Here is a 16,643-nt window from a genome sequence, read left to right on the forward strand (position 1 = left end):
CTTCGCCAAGAGAAGTCAGGCCACTCAGCGATGCCGCACACGCACCGACGTACCAAGATCAAGAAGCGCCCCAACAAGGCCGAGAAGCGTCTCAGGTCGCACAAGGTGTGTCCGCACTGCGGGCAGATCCGCCCCGAGGCCACGCAGAAACGTCCGAAACCCACCGCGACGGCGATACGCCGGGTGAAGAAGGCCGGACAGTCGCAGCGGACGGCATGGTCGGCCTCCGAACCACTCGACGCCACTCAGGTGATCAAGGGCATCGTGGCTGCCATACCGGCGGCACTGGCAGAACTCGGCGAGGAGCACCTCGCAGGAGGAATGAACAGCGCGCTGCCCCAGGCCGTCCGGACCGCAGTCATCGCAGAGTTCCGCACCCGCGCCCAGTTTGTCGGCAGGCTGTGCGAGATCGACGCGCTCCTCCACGCGCAGGGCGCTTCCCGAGCCGTGGCGGATGCCATGACCGAGCACCTCGGCCAGCTTCAGCTGCGTCGGGTCACGGACACCGATTCACCGGAACTGTTCGTGGTGACCGAGGGACAGGGCGAGCACTTCGAGGTCCTGCGACCCGCCTACATGGACGAGGCCACCGGCAAACTCGCCCTCGCCGGCCAGCTGCGTCGCGTGGAGATCACCGGCGACGGAACGAACGGCACGGAGGGGGGCCGATGACCGCGACGGGCATCGACTTTGGAACGACCAACTCGGTGGCCGCTCAGTGGAACGGCGCATACGTGGAGGTCATGGAACTCGGCGGCTACGGACTCGACGCCGACTGGCGAAGGCCCGGCTTCGAGTGTCTCTTCCCCTCCGTGGTGGGCACCAGCTCGCTGCGTCCCGGAACGCTGTTCGGCTGGGAGGCCAAGCTCCGTTCAGAGAGCGCCGTGGAAGCGTGCAAGCGCATGCTCCGTGACGAACAACTGCTCACGATCGGCAACCGGCGCTTCGCGGCGACCACGGCTGCCGCAGGAGTGTTCCGCACCATGGCCAGGGTGGCGGAGGAGGAGGCGGCCACCGATATCACACCGGCCGTTGTCACCGTCCCGGCTAACGCGACGGGCGCAGCGCGCTACCGGACACGCGAGGCGGCCAAGGTCGCGGGCGTCGCCGTACAGGCCCTGCTCAACGAGCCGACGGCAGCAGCCATCGCGTACGCCCACGCCCTTGAGGAAAGCGGGGAGTTCCTGGTCTTCGACTGGGGCGGCGGCACCATGGACTCCACCATCCTGCTCCACGAGGACGGGTTCTTCGACGAGAAGGCGTCCCGCGGAGTCAACCGCCTCGGTGGGATCGAAATTGACGAACGTCTCAAACGTCTGATTCTCGAACGGGCACCGCGACGCCGTCAGTGGACTCCGTCCGAACAACGCCAGTTCGGGCTCGACATCGAGCGATCGAAGATCCTCCTGTCGCAGCAGAGCAGCGTCCACGTCATCACCCCCGACGGCAACGGCGTGGAGATCACCCAGGACGAGTTCTCCGAGGAGATCCAGGACCTCATCTCCCGGGCCCTGAACCCCGTCGAGGCCTGCTTGGAAGACCTCCGCATGGAACCGGGTGAGCTCACCGCCGTCCTGATGATCGGGGGGAGCAGCCAGATCCCGGCCGTACGAGCTGCGGTCACCGAGGCCCTCGGATGCGTGCCGGTCGGCGCGGACCTGTGCAACCCGATGACGGCCGTGGCCGAGGGCGCCGCGATCGCGGCCGCTTCCCTGAACGGCGAACTCGACAGCATCGTCCAGGTTGTCAACGCCCATGCCCTGGGCACGGTGACGACCGAGCGCGGTGGTCGGCGCAGTTTCAGCACCATCATCCCGCGGAACCAGCCGCTTCCGCAGATCCGCAAGAAGTCGTACACACCGACGAAGGACAACCTGGCGTCTCTCCAGGTCGAGGTGTGGGAGGGCGACCCGGACAAGCCGGTCGACCACCCGGACAATGTCCGGCTCACTGTGCTCACCCTCGAGTACAAGAGGCGATGCTCAGCGCAGGACGGAACGTTCGAACTCGACTACACCTACACCAAGGAAGGGCTGCTCGAAGTCAAGGCGACGCTCGCCAAAACAGGCGAGGTCGTTCTCAACGAACCGGTGTCGAGCTTCGGCACCACCGGGGCATCGCCCGAGGTCGAGAAGGAACTGGCTCACCTGATGTCCCTGCGCGTGGCACCCCATCGCAGCGCCCCGTTGCCCACCCATCCTCACCGGACCAAGCCCGACGTCCCCTCGGCGCAGGCAGGTCCGAAGCGTGGCAAGGCGTCCCCCGAGGCCCTGGCGCGTCTCGCTGCCACGGCTGACAACCGTCCACTGGTGGTCGACGGCTCGAACCTCGCCTGGATCTCCAGCGCCAGCCGGCCCGCCGGTGGCCGACCGCGTTTCGCCATCCTGGAACAGGGCGTCGCCGCCCTGCAGCGCCGCTATCCCGACCGGGACATTCACGTAGTCGTTGACGCGACGCTGCGCCACGACGTGGCCGAGGAGGAGCGAGCGGTCGTGCAGGCGGCGATCGACGCACGCCAGGTGGTACAGCCCCCGGCCGGTACGGAAGGGCGCGGAGACGCACTCGTCATCGACATCGCCAATGCCGTGGACGGGGTTATCGTCTCGAATGACAACTTCGCTCCGCTCCAAGCCTCCAACCCCTGGCTGCGAACCTCCGGGCGCATGCTCGGCGCGACGCTCTCCCAAGGGGTCTGGGTCTTCAGCTCACGGATTCCACCGATCAACAACGGTGCGCGCTACAAGAGATGAACACCTCGGCCGCCGCAGCCCGGCTGGTCGGCAGGGAGGAGGCCCTATTCACATCAGTGGCCGGTGCTCTGGCACCACGGCTGCATGGGCATCGAACGGTCCATCGGCATCGACCTCGCCTTGGCACAGAGCGGAGCACGCTCCAAGCCGAGTGAAACAGGCGTGGACGTCATCAATGGGCACGGCGTCGTGATCGCATTTGCGGCTGGACCCGTGGCCTCGACGAGACGATGTCATGGCTGACCAGGACAGCCGTCGACGGATCGACCCTGGGGTTCGTCGATGCACGGCTGGTCGTCGACAACCCGGCTGGCCAGCGGCCGTGCGAAAGGCAGGTCGGCCAGCGGTACGGCCGTCGGAAGTTGAGCGCGAAGCACCAACCAGAGCTCTCCCCGACAGGCCGGAGCGCTGCTGCAGGAGGCTGCAGGAGTCGGGCTGGACCTACGACGACGGCAGGGGCGGGCCGCCGACCGGCGGTCGGGTCTTCTCCGAGTGCTACCCCGTACACGACCCTGGTCGGAGCCGCCGAGCTGGGCTACGACCAGGAGCGCCCCACGTACAAGCGTCGACCGGCACGAGTTCCGACGGCACAGTGGTGGGCGGTACGGGCGGCGGAGTGCGACAGGCTGATCGGGTACATGGCGGGCCTGGCCACCGCTGATCCGCCCCTCCTGCTCTCCTCCCACCCGGTCTCCCGTCAACTGCGCTCCGAGCCCACACCCCAGAAGGCGGCCGACTACAAGCATCGGGAGGACCTCATCGACGCGCTGCTCTGTGCGTGGACGGCCGCACTGTGGTCCCGGCACGGACTGGCGCGCTGCCAAGTACTCGGAGCGGACAGCTCACTGCCCCGGGGACAGGCGCCCACCATCACCGTGCCTGCCCGCCCTGAGCAGCGGCGGGACCGTGGAGCGAGGTGAACCGAGGCAACTCAGCTGCTCGACGGACCGTCGCCGGCGGCGTCACGGCGCAGATCGTCTTCTTTTCCCCGTCACGTGTCGAGTGTGAACAGGCGACCGACCAACTCCGGATAGGGGAGACCTGCTTCGGCGAGCATCTTCCTGAGAGCTTCCGGCGGGCCCTTCTGCAGCGGGGTCGGAGAACCCACGCGGCCGGGTGCCGCGGAAAGGTCGCCGCCGCTGAACCGTGATTCCGGTGTGGCAGGGAGTCGTACCTGGTAGGTGCGCCAGACACGTGCCGGGGGATTCAGCAGGACCAGGTAGGGATCCGCCCACGCCATGAAGGCCCAGCGGTTCTTGCTGCGGGCTCGTACGAGCACGCCGTCGGTGTGGTGCCGTCCAAGTCGTTCGGCGGCCTTGGCCACGACCGGAAGCGGATTGCCGAAGGAGCCCGTGATCTCCCAGATGCCGTCCTCGCACGTGACCGACCAGCCGACCGCGGTGAGCCCCTCGACCACCTCCGCGTAGGGGTCGTCCTCCTGTGCCAGGGTGATGAGTCTGTCCACTTCGCTCCAGGGGGCGACGCGGGCGAGCGCCTGGTCCGGCGGGATCATCAGGTCCTCCGCCTCGGCGGGCTCGGCACGCGCGATCAACGCCTTGCTGGTGTGCCAGGCGCGGGCGGCCAGTACGTCGTGCTCGCCGCCGCCGGTGATAGTGGCGTCCTGAGCAAGCAGTGTCATCACCACGGCCGCCACCGCGTCCAGTCGTGGCCGGGTCTCCGGCGGAGCGTCATGGTCCGCCTCGCCCCGCATGTCTTCGGAACCGAGTGCTTCGAGGAGGCGGCTGAGTCCGTCGCGCCAGCTCTGGTCCTGCTCGTCCCAGACTCCGGCGGCCAGGAGCTGGACGTACAGGTTGGCCACGAGCAACCACACTGGAACCGGTGCCGCGGCTGAACCGTCAGGGCCCGTGAGCGCCCCGACCCAGCGCTGGGCCCAGGCGCGACAACGGGCACGCTGCCCTGGCGCGACGTAGAGGGTGAGCGGCTCGCTCGTGGTGGGTAGGTCCGCCTCCTCCGTCTCATCCTCGTGTTCTTCATCGTCCTCCTCCCGCACGCCAACGGTGACCGCCGACACGATCCACCGCGACGAGGGTGCCTGCGGCAGGTCGAGCTGCGAGGTGCCGAACGCCAGATCCGTCAACGGTGCTCCGATCATCCGGCGGCAGTCGGCAAGGTAGGTGTCCCAGCGGTCGGCGCCGCTCGAAGTCACCGAGCCCGCTGCCGCGTCTCCCGCCGGGCTCACCCGAGGAGCGGACGCTGCGGCGGTGAGCTCGCGCAGGCGCAGCAGGTCGGTTTCGAAACGGCGTGCGGCACGCTCGTCGGCGAACAGGGCCTGCGCTGTGTAGTCGTATCTCAGCCGGGGACCGCTGTCGGCACTGTGGCCTCGTGCGCAGTGCACGGGGCTGTAGACGAAGACGACGGCGGATTCGGCGGTTGTGCCGTCAGGACGCGTGCACGTGGCGCGAACCGCCGCACCAGGAACCTCCGGCAGCGGGAAGAAACAGGCCGACGCCCCCGCCGGAATGGTTCCGGTCCGCGTCCAGGAACCCGGTGAACCGTCCGGAGACGTGCTGATCACTACGGGCAGGGGCTGGGGGCGTGCCAGAGAGACGTGCAGGCCTTCGCTGTCCGTCTTCGCGCCCAGCAGGACGAGCGTGTGACCGGTGGACTCGAAGGGTCGAATGGTGCGGCCCGTCAGGCTCGCGAGTGAGGTGATGCGCCCCTGATCGGGAAGCAGCGGCGCGGTGTCGGCGGCGAGTACGGCGAGCTCGCAGTTGCCGCCGTCCCGGGTGGTAGTGCACAGCGCGGCACGGGTGAGGTTCGGGCTCCCGGTGAGAGCGTAACGGCGGCCGTCGGCCTGCCATTCGACGAACTTGCCGTGCCGCATCCGAGTCTCCTCGAGAAAAAGCGGATCTGCGCGTCGAAGCCTCCAAGTGCCCTCTTGATCGCTCCGGCGTCGTAGCTGGACCAGCGAGGCTGGAGCCCGATGATGGTGCGGCGGGGTGTCAGACGGCTGACCAGCCCGCTGAGGGCATGACCGGCCTCGTCGACGAACGGGGCGTATGCATGCAGTTCGTCGACAGGACCGCGCGGCAGTTGGTCCAGCAGACTCTCCTGAAGATTGTGCAGAAGCCGGGCACCTGATTCCGGTCCGGCCGGGGCGTTGACATGCCGTTCGGTCAGAAGGGCAGCCAGTTCCATCAGGTGACTCGCCGACCAAGGGGCCAGTTCCACGGCGGAGGGCAGTGCGTCCAACCAGTCGGCGAGGTCGTCCAGGAGGGGATGGGAGTCGTCGTCCTCGGTCTCCAACACCGTCCACAGCTCGTCGTTGGCACCCCAGCCGGACAGCGTCGGGTTCCCCGACCCCACTGCGAGTCGACAGGCGTGTTCCCCGATCAGAAGGACGACCTTGGGGTGGAACGCACGCTGGCAGGAGGCCAGGCCGTGCAGATAACTGCGGCCAGCCATGCGCACATCGACCGGGTCGTACAGCCCTTGGGTCGCGTCACCGATCACCGCCGTGCGGGCACCCAGAGCACGGGCGACGGGTATGGCGACCTTCTCTAGGAAGGGAAGATCAACTGTGAAACCCAGGAAGAGCGCTTCGTGCAGCGCCTGCTGATCGCTGCGTTCGCTCCACTCCCTCAGCAGCGTGACGGGGGATGCGAACCGGGTGTGCTGTGCCGCGCTCATGGGTTCGTCTCCAGGATTCGCCGTCCCTCCGTGGTGACGGTGTGGCATTCGTTGCGGACGGCGAAAAGCCCCAGCTGTGCTGCCAGGAAACCCAGTTGGGGGATGCGGGTGCCGATGTCGGAGTCTCCTTCGTCACCGGTCTTGAAGTAGCGCTCGTTGCGAAGGTGCAGACGGGAGAAGATCTTCAGCCCGCCGGTCGCGGGGTCGGTGCGCAGCTTCGCGAGGGCGACTCTGCGGGACTGGGCGAGCATGTCGTCCACCAGCCGGGCGGCCAGGTCGCGGACCGGCCGGTCGGCGTAGTCGACGATGAGGCCGTCGACCCATGTCGGGTCGAGGAACTCGGCCCAGCGCCGCTGACGGCCCAGGAAGACGGCTCGTACGTCGCCGGGCAGATGCTCCTCTCGGGAGCGCAGCGCACCCACCATCAGGAGCAGCACATTGCTCATCGGGGCATCGGCACCCTCCGTCAGGAGTTGCCGTTCGACAGGCAACAACTGGCCTGCCGCGTTCTTCAGCGGAGGAAGGTCGTCCAAGACCCCCCGTACATTCGCATTCGGGGCCTGTTGCGCCAGCCAGTCGCGTAGTTCCTCGGCCGACCGGTCGGCCTCGCCGTCCTTGGAGCCGACATCGGCCACCAGCGCCGCCCAAAGCCGACGCCAGGCACCGACGGAGTAGTGACGCAGCAGCACCCCGCGCCAGCCGGCCGTCTCGGGAATCACCGCCAGAACGGGATCCGTTGTCGCCTCGCCGCCGAAGGCGACCGCGGAGCGCAGCGTCTCCTGATACCCGTGGCCCTCATGACCGTGAAGATCGATCGCCCGGCCGAGGATACGGAGGGTCGCACGCCGAGTGCGGTCGGACGCCTCCCAGTCTCCCTGCGCGTGGGTTCCTCCACCGCGAGTTGCGGTCAGCACGTCCGTCAGCCATTCCTGCTCGGCCGCACACGGGACACCGAGAGCCGCCTGCCCCGCCGTCTCCAGGTCGGCGAAGGACACGACGTCCCTCGCTGCGAGAGACAGCAGAGGGGCGAAGAGCTCCTTGACCGCGGGAGGGCACGGGTGCCTGCCGGGTCTGAGCACTCCGTCTCGGACATCCACGGTACCGAGCACCGTGGCGGGCCCGCCATACTGATCCCAAAAGCCCCAGCGGCGGGGTGAGTACGACTGGCTCAGATGCTCCTCGTCGGCGGCTCGCGCGAGTTCCAGTTCCTCAGTGCAGAAACGCCGCACTCGATCGACCCCGTGGGCAAGCAACGCTGGATCCGTCTCCGTGTGGTGCTGGAGCGCGGCCAGCAGGACCTCGCTGCGGCGGACAGCCCGGCGGCACGCGGTGATGTCCCACGCGTTCCGTTCCGCCTGCGCCGCGATCGCCGCATACAGCGAGTGGTAACGGATGTAGCGGGTCACGGTGGACACTCCGGGAACCAACCGGTCCACGGCTCGCATCACCGGGCCCTCCACCGCCAGGGGATACCGCCCGGACCGCACGCCCAATCCTGCGAGTGCCCATGCCGGCCCACGCACATCCGCTGTCACTTGCCACCCCTTGTCGGCTGCCGGAGCGCTGCATCGGCAGGAGGTACTGACTCTGCCTCAGGGTAGATGCTGACTTCGGGCGAGAGGCCAACAGAGTTTACGAATTGGGTATTTGTAACGCCCGAGTTGAGTTCGATGCTAACGCAAGCGATCGTTTGGGAGCGCTGTGGTCAGGGCGACTCTGAGGCTGCTAAGCGGGCCGTCGGCGGTCCGCGATCTTTCGCAGCGTGCGATTCCCGCGTGCTCAATGGGTCTCTCGTCGGCCCGCACCACGAGCCGCCGGTCCCGGCCAGATCATTGCAGGTGGGCGCCGTGCCTCCGTGGTGAGATCGTCAATTCACCGGCAGACAGAGCCCGCAGCTGCATACACGACGTTCATGCCGCTCTTGTCGGACGTCAGCCGTACGCTGTTGCTGGAAAACAAGGGGGAGACGATGACTGACCATCGCAAGGCAGCGGTTCCGGTGTGGACGCTGGCAACCGATGACGTCCGGGTGCCGGCTGTGGTCGGAGACGGGCTGATGACGGCTGAGCGCCTGGCTGAACTGCGCGGCGTGCTGGCCGCCCTGGCCGACGCGCCGATCGCCACACTCGAGGTGCATCCGCTGCCCGACAAGCTCGACCGCAGCCGAGGTATCCCACTCGATGCCGCGAGTCCCCTGGCGCAGCACCTGTCGCAGTTCATCACGCAATCGACGCGAAGTTCCCTTACGGCGGCCAGGGCGACCGCTGCTGGCGAAAACCTGTATCGCATGGTGGTTCCGGCGAAGGTCGCGGCCCAGTTCGGTCAGGGTGTCGTTCGCCCGATGGCGTCGAAGGCGGCGGCCGGTGGCATCCACAGCGCACTTGTGAACTCGACGGGCATCGCTGCTAATGCGACGTTCGTCCCAGTCGGTAAAGCGGCGGCAGCAGGGGCGGTCGGCGGAGCCGGTGCGACAGCCGGCGTCGCGGCCGTCGGCAGCGCGGCGCTCACCGTGGCCGCGCCGCTCGTGCTCATGGCCGTAGCGGTGGGCGTCAGCGCGCATGCCGACTACAAGCGCCAGCAGGCTATCGAGCACATCAGAGTGCCCGCATGGGAGCTGCGCGGACGAGCCACCTCAGGGGCACAAACGCACCTCATCAAAACAGTTGCGTGCGCATATTCTCGGGGGATGATCTTGCGACTCGCGGGAACCTCAACATCAATCAGCCCTGTTGCGGCTGGTCAAAGGATCTCGTGAACGACCCACCGGCTAAGACCCCAGCTGAGCTAGGGTTTTTTGCTCTTCTGGGCTGTGGCGTGACCAACCACGTGATCAACTGCCCAGGGCTCACTGCGTCGGACGCTGGTGGCGGTACAGGCGGTCCACAGCGGGGCATCCCGAAGGCAGCGGTGAGTCAGGCCTCCGTCACACGCCCGATTCCCGTGGGGTCCCGCACTGAGTCCAGGAAGCGGAGCCACTCGTCCGGCCAGTCACCCAGCTTCATGTCCGAGCGTGCCACGATCTTTCCCGGCCTCGTGGTCGGACTGGATGCGTTCGGGGAGCAGGATGCCAAGGCGGCCGAGCTGTGCCCGGTAGATCGAAGGGTGCTCGGACACCTGGTCGGGGGGAAGTCCGTCCACGGTCAGGTTGCCGGTCCACAGGTGGTCACGGTGGGCGTAGGTGGATTCGAAGCTGACTCGCTTCCCGCCGGGCTCCAGTTTCCAGCCCTGGTCATGGAAGTGGGCGATGCGGTCGCTGCCGCAGACGAACGAGCGGGTTGCCTGGATCAGGATCCACTGGGCAAGTTCGGTGTCCTTGGCGGCGGGCCTGCCGCAGGTGCGGGCCATCTGCCAGAGCCAGGGCCATTCGACGCCGGGGCTCAGGGGGCCGATGACAGCCACCTCTCCGATCCGCCGGTGGGCGAGGTGGTGGGTTGTGTAGCCGAAAACCGCACCGAACATGGCGAACACTGTGACCCGACTGGTTCCGGTGAGGCCCTCGTCATTGCTGCTCATTGTGGCAACCCTTGGCTGTGGCGATCCGGGCGCCTCGGCTACGCCCGGACCGCTTCCGTTCGGCGGGAGTGGATCAGCAGCCGTCGCCGTCACCGCAGCACGCGGGCGGGTTGCAATCCTTCGCCGCCCCCCACAGGCGGTCATCGACGTAGAAGCCGGCCGCCTTGACGCGGTCCGCCACGGAACCGATCGGCGGACGGGTACGGACGCTTGCCTTGGGCTGGTGGTGCAGGAAGAAGCCGAACTGCCCCTGGCACCAGGTCGCGTAGTCCTGCGTGTGCAAGGCGAACGAGTGCCATCCGGGATCGACGGTCGTCGACGGAGTCATGTCGAACGCGCGGGTGTCGCCCATGACCTTGAGGAAGGCAAGGGCCTGGTCGACGATCCTGCGGGCGGTGGACGGCTCGTGCCCGTACTCCTCCGCGCAGAACTCGGACACCTTCTCAAACAGCTCGGGACTGACGAGGTCCCGTCCGTGCCGTAAGGCGAGGGGGGACTCCAACATGGTTGTCCCGACGTGCGGTCGGCCGTTCCCCGGTGGGCGGGCTCCGGGTACCGGATGGGCCGGTGGCGGGCGGAGCTGTCCGGGCTGATGGGTCAGGCACTCCCACCCATCGCCGTCGAGCTCCGGGGCCTCTGCCGTCTTCGCCCTTGCCATGTCGCGCCCTTCCCGATTGCTTCTGAGGTCGAGACGACCCTAGGAACCGGGGTATCCAGGCAGCCATGTTCTTGCACAGACTTGCACGCGAACTATCCGAGAGCGGTGATCGCTTCCGAGATCAGAGCCCGAGCAGGCGCACCGTGCACGGCGATCTTGGACAGCTCGGAGAAGGCCTTCGAGTAGGCGGCAATCTCGCTCGGCGCCGTGACGTTCACGGCTGCCGTCAGCAGTTCGACGCTCGCTTGTCGGTTGTCGAACAAATAGAAGGCCTCCAAGGGCCAGACACGCCGTTGAGCCGTGAAGGGGATCACCCCGAGACTCACGTGCGGCAGGGCCATGACCGCCAGCAGGTAGCCGAGTTGACCGGCCATGGTGGCAGCGTCGCCGATGCGGTATCGGAGCACCGTTTCTTCCACGAGCAAGGCGAACCGGTGGTCGCCTTCATGAAGAACGCGTGAGCGCTCGATTCGGGAGGCCGCTGCCGATTCGGAGTCATCCGGGGTTCCCTGAAACGCGGCGATCGTGGACAGCAGGGCCGCCGCGTATGTCTCCGTCTGGAGCATCCCCGGGACTACGTTCGAGCAGTACACGCGGAAATGACGGGTTCCCTCGTACAGGGGAACGACTTCCTCTTGCGCTCTGCGCATCCCGTGGCGGTGGAGCTTCTGCCAGTGCACGTACATCTGATCGGCTTGCCGATTCGCCGAGATCAGGTCGGCGGTCTGATCCTCCGCTCCACAGGCCGTGCACCAAGCGCGGATGTCGGCGTCGGACGCGGGAGTCTTGGCCCGTTCTATGCGTGAAGACTTGGCTGGACTCCAGTTACACCGAAGAGCCAACTCGTGTCCGGTCAACTCTGCATCTCGACGGAGAGCCCCAAGGCGGGCGGCGAGGGCTTCGCGGGCGGCCTGGGCGCTGGATGAGGGGGATGCGGACATGAATTGGCTCTTCTGGCTTCGTGGGGTTAGACCGAGTACTTCTCGTGCGGGATGCCGCGCTCCCAGACCGCTTCGAACGCGGCCGCCGCCATGTGGGCCACGGCCGGCTCGGAGCGAACCTCCCAGCCCGGCTCGGACCAGTTTCCGTCTCCGGAGAAGTGGTTGAAGAGCGTGATTTCTCCGTCGAACACCCAGCAGTCGTTTCCAGGAAGCGCGATGTCCGACGCCTGGCGTCTGGGCAGCCAGCGGACCAGTTCCCCGGCGTGGAGGTTGACCACAGTGCCGACGTGCTCGTACCGGATGTAATCCGTGACCGGTTCCGAGACAACCCGAGCGCGGCGAACCACTACGCCTCGGGCCACAGTGCCGCGAATCAAATCAACCCACGGTGCCCAGTAGGCAGACGCCGGGTCTACGTCGCGCCGGCTCGTGCGCTTCCAGTACTCATAGTCCTCCGCTTCGTCGCCGACGCCGTACGAGTCGCGCATCTCCAGGTGCACGGCCGAGTGCTTGGATGCCGCCAGGAGTTCGTTAAAGCCCGGCTCGTTCTGCGACATCACACGCCTCCCTGAGCATCGGCACCATGCGGGCCGGGATCCGAATTACGGCTTCGTTCGGAGGGATGCCCGGGGCATGTCCGGGAGCCTCGAACACCGCGCACTCGGCCTCCAGCTTCTCATCCGGCTTCAGGCCCTGAAGCACCAGCTCCCTCTCTTCTTCGTCCACCCATACGGTGGGGGATCCCTGCTGCCCAGTGTCCGGATCAATCCCGATGAACCGCAGTGCCATGACTGCCTCCGGTGTCGAGTGGCTTACGTCAGCTTGCACGAGCTTCGTCGTGAGTGTGAGGCAGCGTCAAGGTCGGCGAGCGTCCGGACGGTCGATGCAGAGCGGTTCTCAGCCAGCCTGGGGCCCCGCTGTGAAGGAACTGGTGCCCGAGTGGAGAGTTCGAGTCCCCCTCGGGCACCAGCGGTATTTCGTGCGACCCGGAGCTGCTTGACAGAACTCCCGGTACGGATGTGTCCGGGCTGGAAGTTCTTCGTTTGTCCGGAACCTCGGCTCGGGCGGGCGCCCGTCGCGGGGCCCGCCCGGGGGTGGGTCAGCCGTTGTAGGGGGCCGCGACGTCCAGGACCCAGGTCACGCCGAAGTGGTCGGTCAGCATGCCGTACAGCGGGGCCCATGCCGCGGGCTCCAGGGGGCGCACTACGTTCGAGCCGGCGGCCAGGCGGTGCCAGAGGGCGCTGATCTCGTCGGTGTCCTCGCCGCGTACGGAGACGAAGAACGGGTCGGTGCCCTGCTCGTGCGGCATCGCCGAAGGCACGTCGTAGGCCATGACACGGAAGCCGTTGTCGGCGACGACCTGGCCGAACATCACCCAGTCCGCCTCGTTCTCGTTCTGAACGTTGCCCGCGTCCTTGTAGGTCACCGCGACGGTGTGGCCGCCGAAGACGGACTGGTAGAAGTCCAGCGCCTCGCGGGCCGAGCCGCGGAAGTTCAGATGCGTGGTGGTGGTGACGGACATGGTCTGCTCCAAGCTTGAAAATGCGCCGGATGAGGCACATGCGATGGACGGGCGGGAGGCCCCTCCGTGGGATCTGTGCGGGAGCATGGCACCAGTACAGGACAGGATGTGTCCTGTACTGGCGGCATGATGGAGGCATGCAGAAGACGTCCTCGCGGCTCCTGACCCTGCTCTCCCTGCTCCAGGTGCGACCGGAGTGGAGCGGAGACGACCTGGCCGAGCGGCTGGACGTCACCGTGCGCACCGTGCGCCGTGACATCGACCGCCTTCGCGCGCTGGGCTACCGGGTCGCCACGGACAAGGGCCCGGGCGGCGGATACCGGCTACGTCCCGGATCGCAGCTGCCGCCGCTGCTCTTCGACGACGAGCAGGTCGTCGCGCTGGCCGTCGCGCTGCAGAGCGCCGCCCACCCCGCGATCGCGGAGGACGCCGACCGGGCGCTGGCGACGATCCGGAACGTCCTCCCGCCGCGCCTGCGGCAGCGCGTCGACGCGCTGCGTATCACCGGTGTACGCCGGCCCGGTCCCGGTGCCCCACCGGCCCGGGCCCTGGATCTGCTCACCACCGTGAGTACCGCGATCCAGCGCCGCGAAGTACTGCGCCTGGACCACACCTCGCACCAGGAGGCAGAACCGCGGCCACGCCGGGTGGAACCCCATCACCTCGTGGCCTGGCGTACCCACTGGTATCTGCTCGCCTGGGACCTCGACCGCGACGACTGGCGTACCTTTCGCACCGACCGCATCACCCCGCGTACACCGACCGGTCCGCGTTTCACCCCGCGTCGGCTGCCCGGTGGGGACGCCGCCGCCTTCGTCATCAGCCGGTTCCGGGGCTCCGACGGAACCGAAGCCGCCTGGCCCTGCCAGGGCGAGGTCGTCCTGGATCTGCCCGCCTCGGAAGTCGCGCCCCACACCGCCGACGGCATCGTGGAGCCGCTCGGGCCCGCACGGTGCCGTGTCATCACGGGATCCTGGTCCTGGACCGCCCTCGCCGCCGGCCTCGGCCGTTTCGACGCGAGCCTGCGCGTCATCGGCCCTCCGGCCCTCCGTGAAGCCTGCGCCGCACTTGCCCGTTGCTACGCCGCCGCCGCGGCCTCCGAGCCCGGCCCGCCGGACGTCCCCGGCGAGTGAGGCGGCGTCAGCGGTTGCGTTCGTAGTGGCGGCGGGCCTTCGCGCGGTTGCCGCAGACGGCCATCGAGCACCAGCGGGCCCGGTTGGCGCGGCTGCGGTCGAGCAGGAAGAGGCAGCACGCGTCGTTGGCGCAGGGGCGCAGTCGGCCGGGCAGGTTCTCCTCGGTGGCGGCCCAGGCGAGTACCGCCTCGACGGCCGTCCGGGCGTGCGGAGGGGTCTCGGTCGTCCACCGGAGGCCGTCCGGGGTGATTTCCGGGACGCGGCGGACCCCTTCGAGCAGGGGGCGCAGTGCGGTCGGCGGGCTCTCTCCCCGGACGACGTCCCGCAGGGTGTCCCGGGCTCGGCGCAGTAGCGCCAGCTCCTCCGGGGTGCCGTCGCCGCCGTGCTCACGGGCCCAGCGGCTGCCGTCGGCCGGGTCGTCGAGCGCGTCCCGCACCTCGCCGTCGACCAGTGACCTGCTGTTCAGCAGGTCCAGCAGCGTGTCCATCGGCCGCTTCCCTCTTTCTAACCGGATCCAGTCGTTTGACAGGTTAACTCACCCGTGCTTGCATAACGGAGACCTAACCGGATTGCATGCCTGAAGGGGTTAGAAATGAGCTCGGTGCACCACCGGACCGCCACGGTCGACGGCCACCGGATCTTCTACCGCGAGGCCGGCCCCGCCGACGCCCCCGCGATCGTCCTGCTGCACGGCTACCCGACCAGTTCGTTCATGTTCCGTGAACTCATCCCGCTGCTCGCCGGTGACTACCGCGTCATCGCCCCCGACTACCTCGGCTTCGGCCACTCCGACGCCCCGCCCGTATCGGAGTTCGACTACACCTTCGACGCCCTCGCGGAACTCACCTCGGGCCTCCTCGACCAGCTGGGCCCGGACCGCTACGCCCTCTACGTCCAGGACTACGGCGCCCCCGTCGGCTGGCGCCTCGCGCTCAAGCACCCCGAGCGGATATCCGCCGTCGTCACCCAGAACGGCAACGGCTACGAGGACGGCTTCGTCGACTCCTTCTGGGCCGGACTGTGGGCCTACGGGGCGAACCCCGGCCCCGACACCGAACCCGCCGTCCGCTCGGCGCTGAGTCCAGAAGCCATCCGCTGGCAGTATCTGCACGGTGTGCCCGACCCCAGCCTGGTCAGCCCCGACACCTGGGAGCACGACATCGCCCTCGTCTCCCGCGAGGGCAATGACGAGATCCAGCTCGCGCTCTTCCGTGACTACCGGAACAACCGCCCGCTCTACCCGCTGCTGCACGAGTTCCTGCGCACCAGGGATGTCCCGGTGCTCGCCGTCTGGGGCCGTAACGACGAGATCTTCACCCCGGAGGGCGCGCGGGCCTTCGCCCGGGACGCGAAGGACGCGGAAGTGCATCTGATCAACGGCGGACACTTCCTGCTGGAGAGTCACCTGGACGTCGTCGCGGGCTATCTGCGGGGCTTCCTCGGGCGCGTTCTGCGATAGCCGGGGACCGGGCGGCGGGGCCCCGGGCGGTACGGCCGGGGCCGGGAAAAGATCTGGAAGCGGTACGGGCCCCGGTGAGAGCGTGGGCGGATGAGCACGATCGACGACGCCATCGCCCTGGCCGCCGCCCATGGGCAGCGACTGTCCGCGCGGGACGCCACCATCAATGAGGCCGGGCTCGACTACCGGGTCGTCATGGCCCCCGACGCGACCGGCCGGAGATGGGTGCTGCGGGTGCCGAGGCGGGCCGATGTCTCCGAGGGGATGGCCGCCGAGACGCGCATCCTCGATCTCGTCCGGCCCGTACTTGCCGAGGACGGCGTCGCGGTGCCCGACTGGCGGATCCGTTCGCCCGAACTGATCGCCTACCCGGCCCTGCCCGGGGCTCCCGGGCTGACGCTGACCGACGCGGGGGAACCCGTATGGCATATGGATCCCGCCAGTCCGGAGTACGCCGGGCGGCTGGGGCGGCTGCTGGCCCGGCTGCACTCCGTCGGCCCGGAGCGGGCCGGGGCCGCGGGCGTCGAGGTGCGGAGCCCGGAGCGGGTGCGGCAGGCGTGGCGGGACGACATCGCCCGGGTGGCCGAGGCGTTCACCGTCTCCGCCGCCCTCGCCGAGGGCTGGCGGGCCTGGCTGGACGACGACTCCTGCTGGCCCGGGCGGACCGTGATGACCCACGGCGAGATCTACCCGGCGCATGTGCTGTTCGACGGGGAGGGCGCGATCACCGGGGTCCTGGACTGGACCACCGCCCGGGTGGACGACCCGGCCCGTGATCTGTCCGCCCAGTACGGCGCCGCCGGTGAGGAGATGCTGGCGGCCGCGATCGACGCGTACGAGCGGGCGGGCGGGTACGCGTATCCCGGTCTGGCGGTCCAGGCGGCGCGGCTGTGGGACGCCTCGCCGATCGGATACGCCCTGTACGCGCTGACCACCGGCGCCGAGGCCGATCTGACGGCCGCCGCCGAGATGCTGAACCCCGGCGCCTGACGCCCGACTTCCGGAACCCCGGTCCC

The 16,643-nt window shown here is 68.3% G+C and carries 15 protein-coding genes and 1 pseudogene; 7 read left to right on the forward strand and 9 right to left on the reverse strand.

The annotated features are described in order from the left end of the window. Positions 1-30: 30 nt before the first annotated feature. The 3 genes from AB0G74_RS10605 (at position 31) to AB0G74_RS10615 (ending at position 3,670) form a co-directional block, all read left to right on the forward strand. Positions 31-672, forward strand: a complete 642-nt coding sequence (locus AB0G74_RS10605; protein ID WP_361143101.1) for a hypothetical protein — start codon at positions 31-33, stop codon at positions 670-672. Next, entirely contained in the window at positions 669-2,750 is a 2,082-nt protein-coding gene (locus AB0G74_RS10610) for an Hsp70 family protein (protein ID WP_361143104.1), read from the forward strand. The genes AB0G74_RS10605 and AB0G74_RS10610 overlap by 4 nt, the downstream gene beginning before the upstream one ends. A gap of 638 nt (positions 2,751-3,388) precedes the next feature. Further along, positions 3,389-3,670 carry a hypothetical protein gene (locus tag AB0G74_RS10615; protein WP_361143107.1) on the forward strand — a complete coding sequence of 94 codons (282 nt, stop codon included), beginning with the start codon at positions 3,389-3,391 and terminating at the stop codon, positions 3,668-3,670. Between the two features lie 71 nt (positions 3,671-3,741). Here AB0G74_RS10615 and AB0G74_RS10620 read toward each other — a convergent pair whose 3' ends face one another. After that, positions 3,742-5,595, reverse strand: coding sequence for a hypothetical protein (locus AB0G74_RS10620; RefSeq protein ID WP_361143110.1), 1,854 nt, complete (start codon positions 5,593-5,595; stop codon positions 3,742-3,744). 802 nt (positions 5,596-6,397) lie between these two features. Further along, a complete protein-coding gene (locus tag AB0G74_RS10625) occupies positions 6,398-7,807 on the reverse strand; it encodes a hypothetical protein (protein ID WP_361143113.1) in 1,410 nt (469 codons plus the stop codon). 563 nt (positions 7,808-8,370) lie between these two features. Here AB0G74_RS10625 and AB0G74_RS10630 point away from each other — a divergent pair. Then, positions 8,371-8,997: pseudogene (locus tag AB0G74_RS10630) on the forward strand (hypothetical protein); the annotation flags it as partial. A 392-nt stretch (positions 8,998-9,389) separates the two neighbouring features. On the opposite strand, the gene AB0G74_RS10635 reads toward AB0G74_RS10630, so the two are convergent. The 6 genes from AB0G74_RS10635 to AB0G74_RS10660 all read right to left on the reverse strand — a co-directional run bounded on the left by AB0G74_RS10635 (position 9,390) and on the right by AB0G74_RS10660 (position 13,035). Further along, on the reverse strand, positions 9,390-9,914 hold the full coding sequence (locus AB0G74_RS10635; protein WP_361143116.1) for a hypothetical protein: 525 nt from the start codon (positions 9,912-9,914) through the stop codon (positions 9,390-9,392). Between the two features lie 73 nt (positions 9,915-9,987). Further along, the gene (locus AB0G74_RS10640) at positions 9,988-10,353 is read right to left on the reverse strand and encodes a hypothetical protein (protein WP_361143119.1); all 366 of its coding nucleotides are present in this window, start codon (positions 10,351-10,353) and stop codon (positions 9,988-9,990) included. A gap of 311 nt (positions 10,354-10,664) precedes the next feature. Then, positions 10,665-11,513 (reverse strand): helix-turn-helix transcriptional regulator, encoded by an 849-nt coding sequence (locus AB0G74_RS10645; RefSeq protein WP_361143122.1) that lies wholly within the window; start codon positions 11,511-11,513, stop codon positions 10,665-10,667. A 26-nt stretch (positions 11,514-11,539) separates the two neighbouring features. After that, entirely contained in the window at positions 11,540-12,070 is a 531-nt protein-coding gene (locus tag AB0G74_RS10650; protein ID WP_361143125.1) for a DUF6879 family protein, read from the reverse strand. Beyond that, positions 12,045-12,302 carry a hypothetical protein gene (locus tag AB0G74_RS10655; protein WP_361143128.1) on the reverse strand — a complete coding sequence of 86 codons (258 nt, stop codon included), beginning with the start codon at positions 12,300-12,302 and terminating at the stop codon, positions 12,045-12,047. Before AB0G74_RS10655 ends, AB0G74_RS10650 begins: the two co-directional genes overlap by 26 nt. A gap of 310 nt (positions 12,303-12,612) precedes the next feature. Next, complete coding sequence (locus AB0G74_RS10660; protein ID WP_361143131.1) at positions 12,613-13,035, reverse strand: VOC family protein; 423 nt, start codon at positions 13,033-13,035, stop codon at positions 12,613-12,615. Between the two features lie 137 nt (positions 13,036-13,172). On the opposite strand from AB0G74_RS10660, the gene AB0G74_RS10665 reads away from it, so the two are divergent. Next, positions 13,173-14,168 (forward strand): transcriptional regulator, encoded by a 996-nt coding sequence (locus AB0G74_RS10665; RefSeq protein WP_361143134.1) that lies wholly within the window; start codon positions 13,173-13,175, stop codon positions 14,166-14,168. Between the two features lie 7 nt (positions 14,169-14,175). On the opposite strand, the gene AB0G74_RS10670 is transcribed toward AB0G74_RS10665, so the two are convergent. Further along, complete coding sequence (locus AB0G74_RS10670) at positions 14,176-14,655, reverse strand: CGNR zinc finger domain-containing protein (RefSeq protein ID WP_361143137.1); 480 nt, start codon at positions 14,653-14,655, stop codon at positions 14,176-14,178. A 105-nt stretch (positions 14,656-14,760) separates the two neighbouring features. Between AB0G74_RS10670 and AB0G74_RS10675 the strand changes: the two genes are divergently transcribed. Further along, positions 14,761-15,627 (forward strand): alpha/beta hydrolase, encoded by an 867-nt coding sequence (locus AB0G74_RS10675; RefSeq protein WP_361143140.1) that lies wholly within the window; start codon positions 14,761-14,763, stop codon positions 15,625-15,627. A gap of 90 nt (positions 15,628-15,717) precedes the next feature. Further along, positions 15,718-16,617 carry a macrolide 2'-phosphotransferase gene (locus AB0G74_RS10680; protein WP_361143143.1) on the forward strand — a complete coding sequence of 300 codons (900 nt, stop codon included), beginning with the start codon at positions 15,718-15,720 and terminating at the stop codon, positions 16,615-16,617. Positions 16,618-16,643: the final 26 nt, after the last annotated feature.

The organism is Streptomyces sp. NPDC020875, from assembly GCF_040641415.1.
GTDB lineage: Bacteria > Actinomycetota > Actinomycetes > Streptomycetales > Streptomycetaceae > Streptomyces.

Excerpts from the sequence above, each read along its gene's own strand:
- AB0G74_RS10605 (WP_361143101.1), top strand. The coding sequence starts at position 31 with ATGCCGCACACGCACCGACGTACCAAGATCAAGAAGCGCCCCAACAAG.
- AB0G74_RS10610 (WP_361143104.1), top strand. The coding sequence starts at position 669 with ATGACCGCGACGGGCATCGACTTTGGAACGACCAACTCGGTGGCCGCT.
- AB0G74_RS10615 (WP_361143107.1), top strand. The coding sequence starts at position 3,389 with ATGGCGGGCCTGGCCACCGCTGATCCGCCCCTCCTGCTCTCCTCCCAC.
- AB0G74_RS10620 (WP_361143110.1), bottom strand. The coding sequence starts at position 5,595 with ATGCGGCACGGCAAGTTCGTCGAATGGCAGGCCGACGGCCGCCGTTAC.
- AB0G74_RS10635 (WP_361143116.1), bottom strand. The coding sequence starts at position 9,914 with ATGAGCAGCAATGACGAGGGCCTCACCGGAACCAGTCGGGTCACAGTG.
- AB0G74_RS10645 (WP_361143122.1), bottom strand. The coding sequence starts at position 11,513 with ATGTCCGCATCCCCCTCATCCAGCGCCCAGGCCGCCCGCGAAGCCCTC.
- AB0G74_RS10650 (WP_361143125.1), bottom strand. The coding sequence starts at position 12,070 with ATGTCGCAGAACGAGCCGGGCTTTAACGAACTCCTGGCGGCATCCAAG.
- AB0G74_RS10655 (WP_361143128.1), bottom strand. The coding sequence starts at position 12,302 with ATGGCACTGCGGTTCATCGGGATTGATCCGGACACTGGGCAGCAGGGA.
- AB0G74_RS10660 (WP_361143131.1), bottom strand. The coding sequence starts at position 13,035 with ATGTCCGTCACCACCACCACGCATCTGAACTTCCGCGGCTCGGCCCGC.
- AB0G74_RS10665 (WP_361143134.1), top strand. The coding sequence starts at position 13,173 with ATGCAGAAGACGTCCTCGCGGCTCCTGACCCTGCTCTCCCTGCTCCAG.
- AB0G74_RS10670 (WP_361143137.1), bottom strand. The coding sequence starts at position 14,655 with ATGGACACGCTGCTGGACCTGCTGAACAGCAGGTCACTGGTCGACGGC.
- AB0G74_RS10675 (WP_361143140.1), top strand. The coding sequence starts at position 14,761 with ATGAGCTCGGTGCACCACCGGACCGCCACGGTCGACGGCCACCGGATC.
- AB0G74_RS10680 (WP_361143143.1), top strand. The coding sequence starts at position 15,718 with ATGAGCACGATCGACGACGCCATCGCCCTGGCCGCCGCCCATGGGCAG.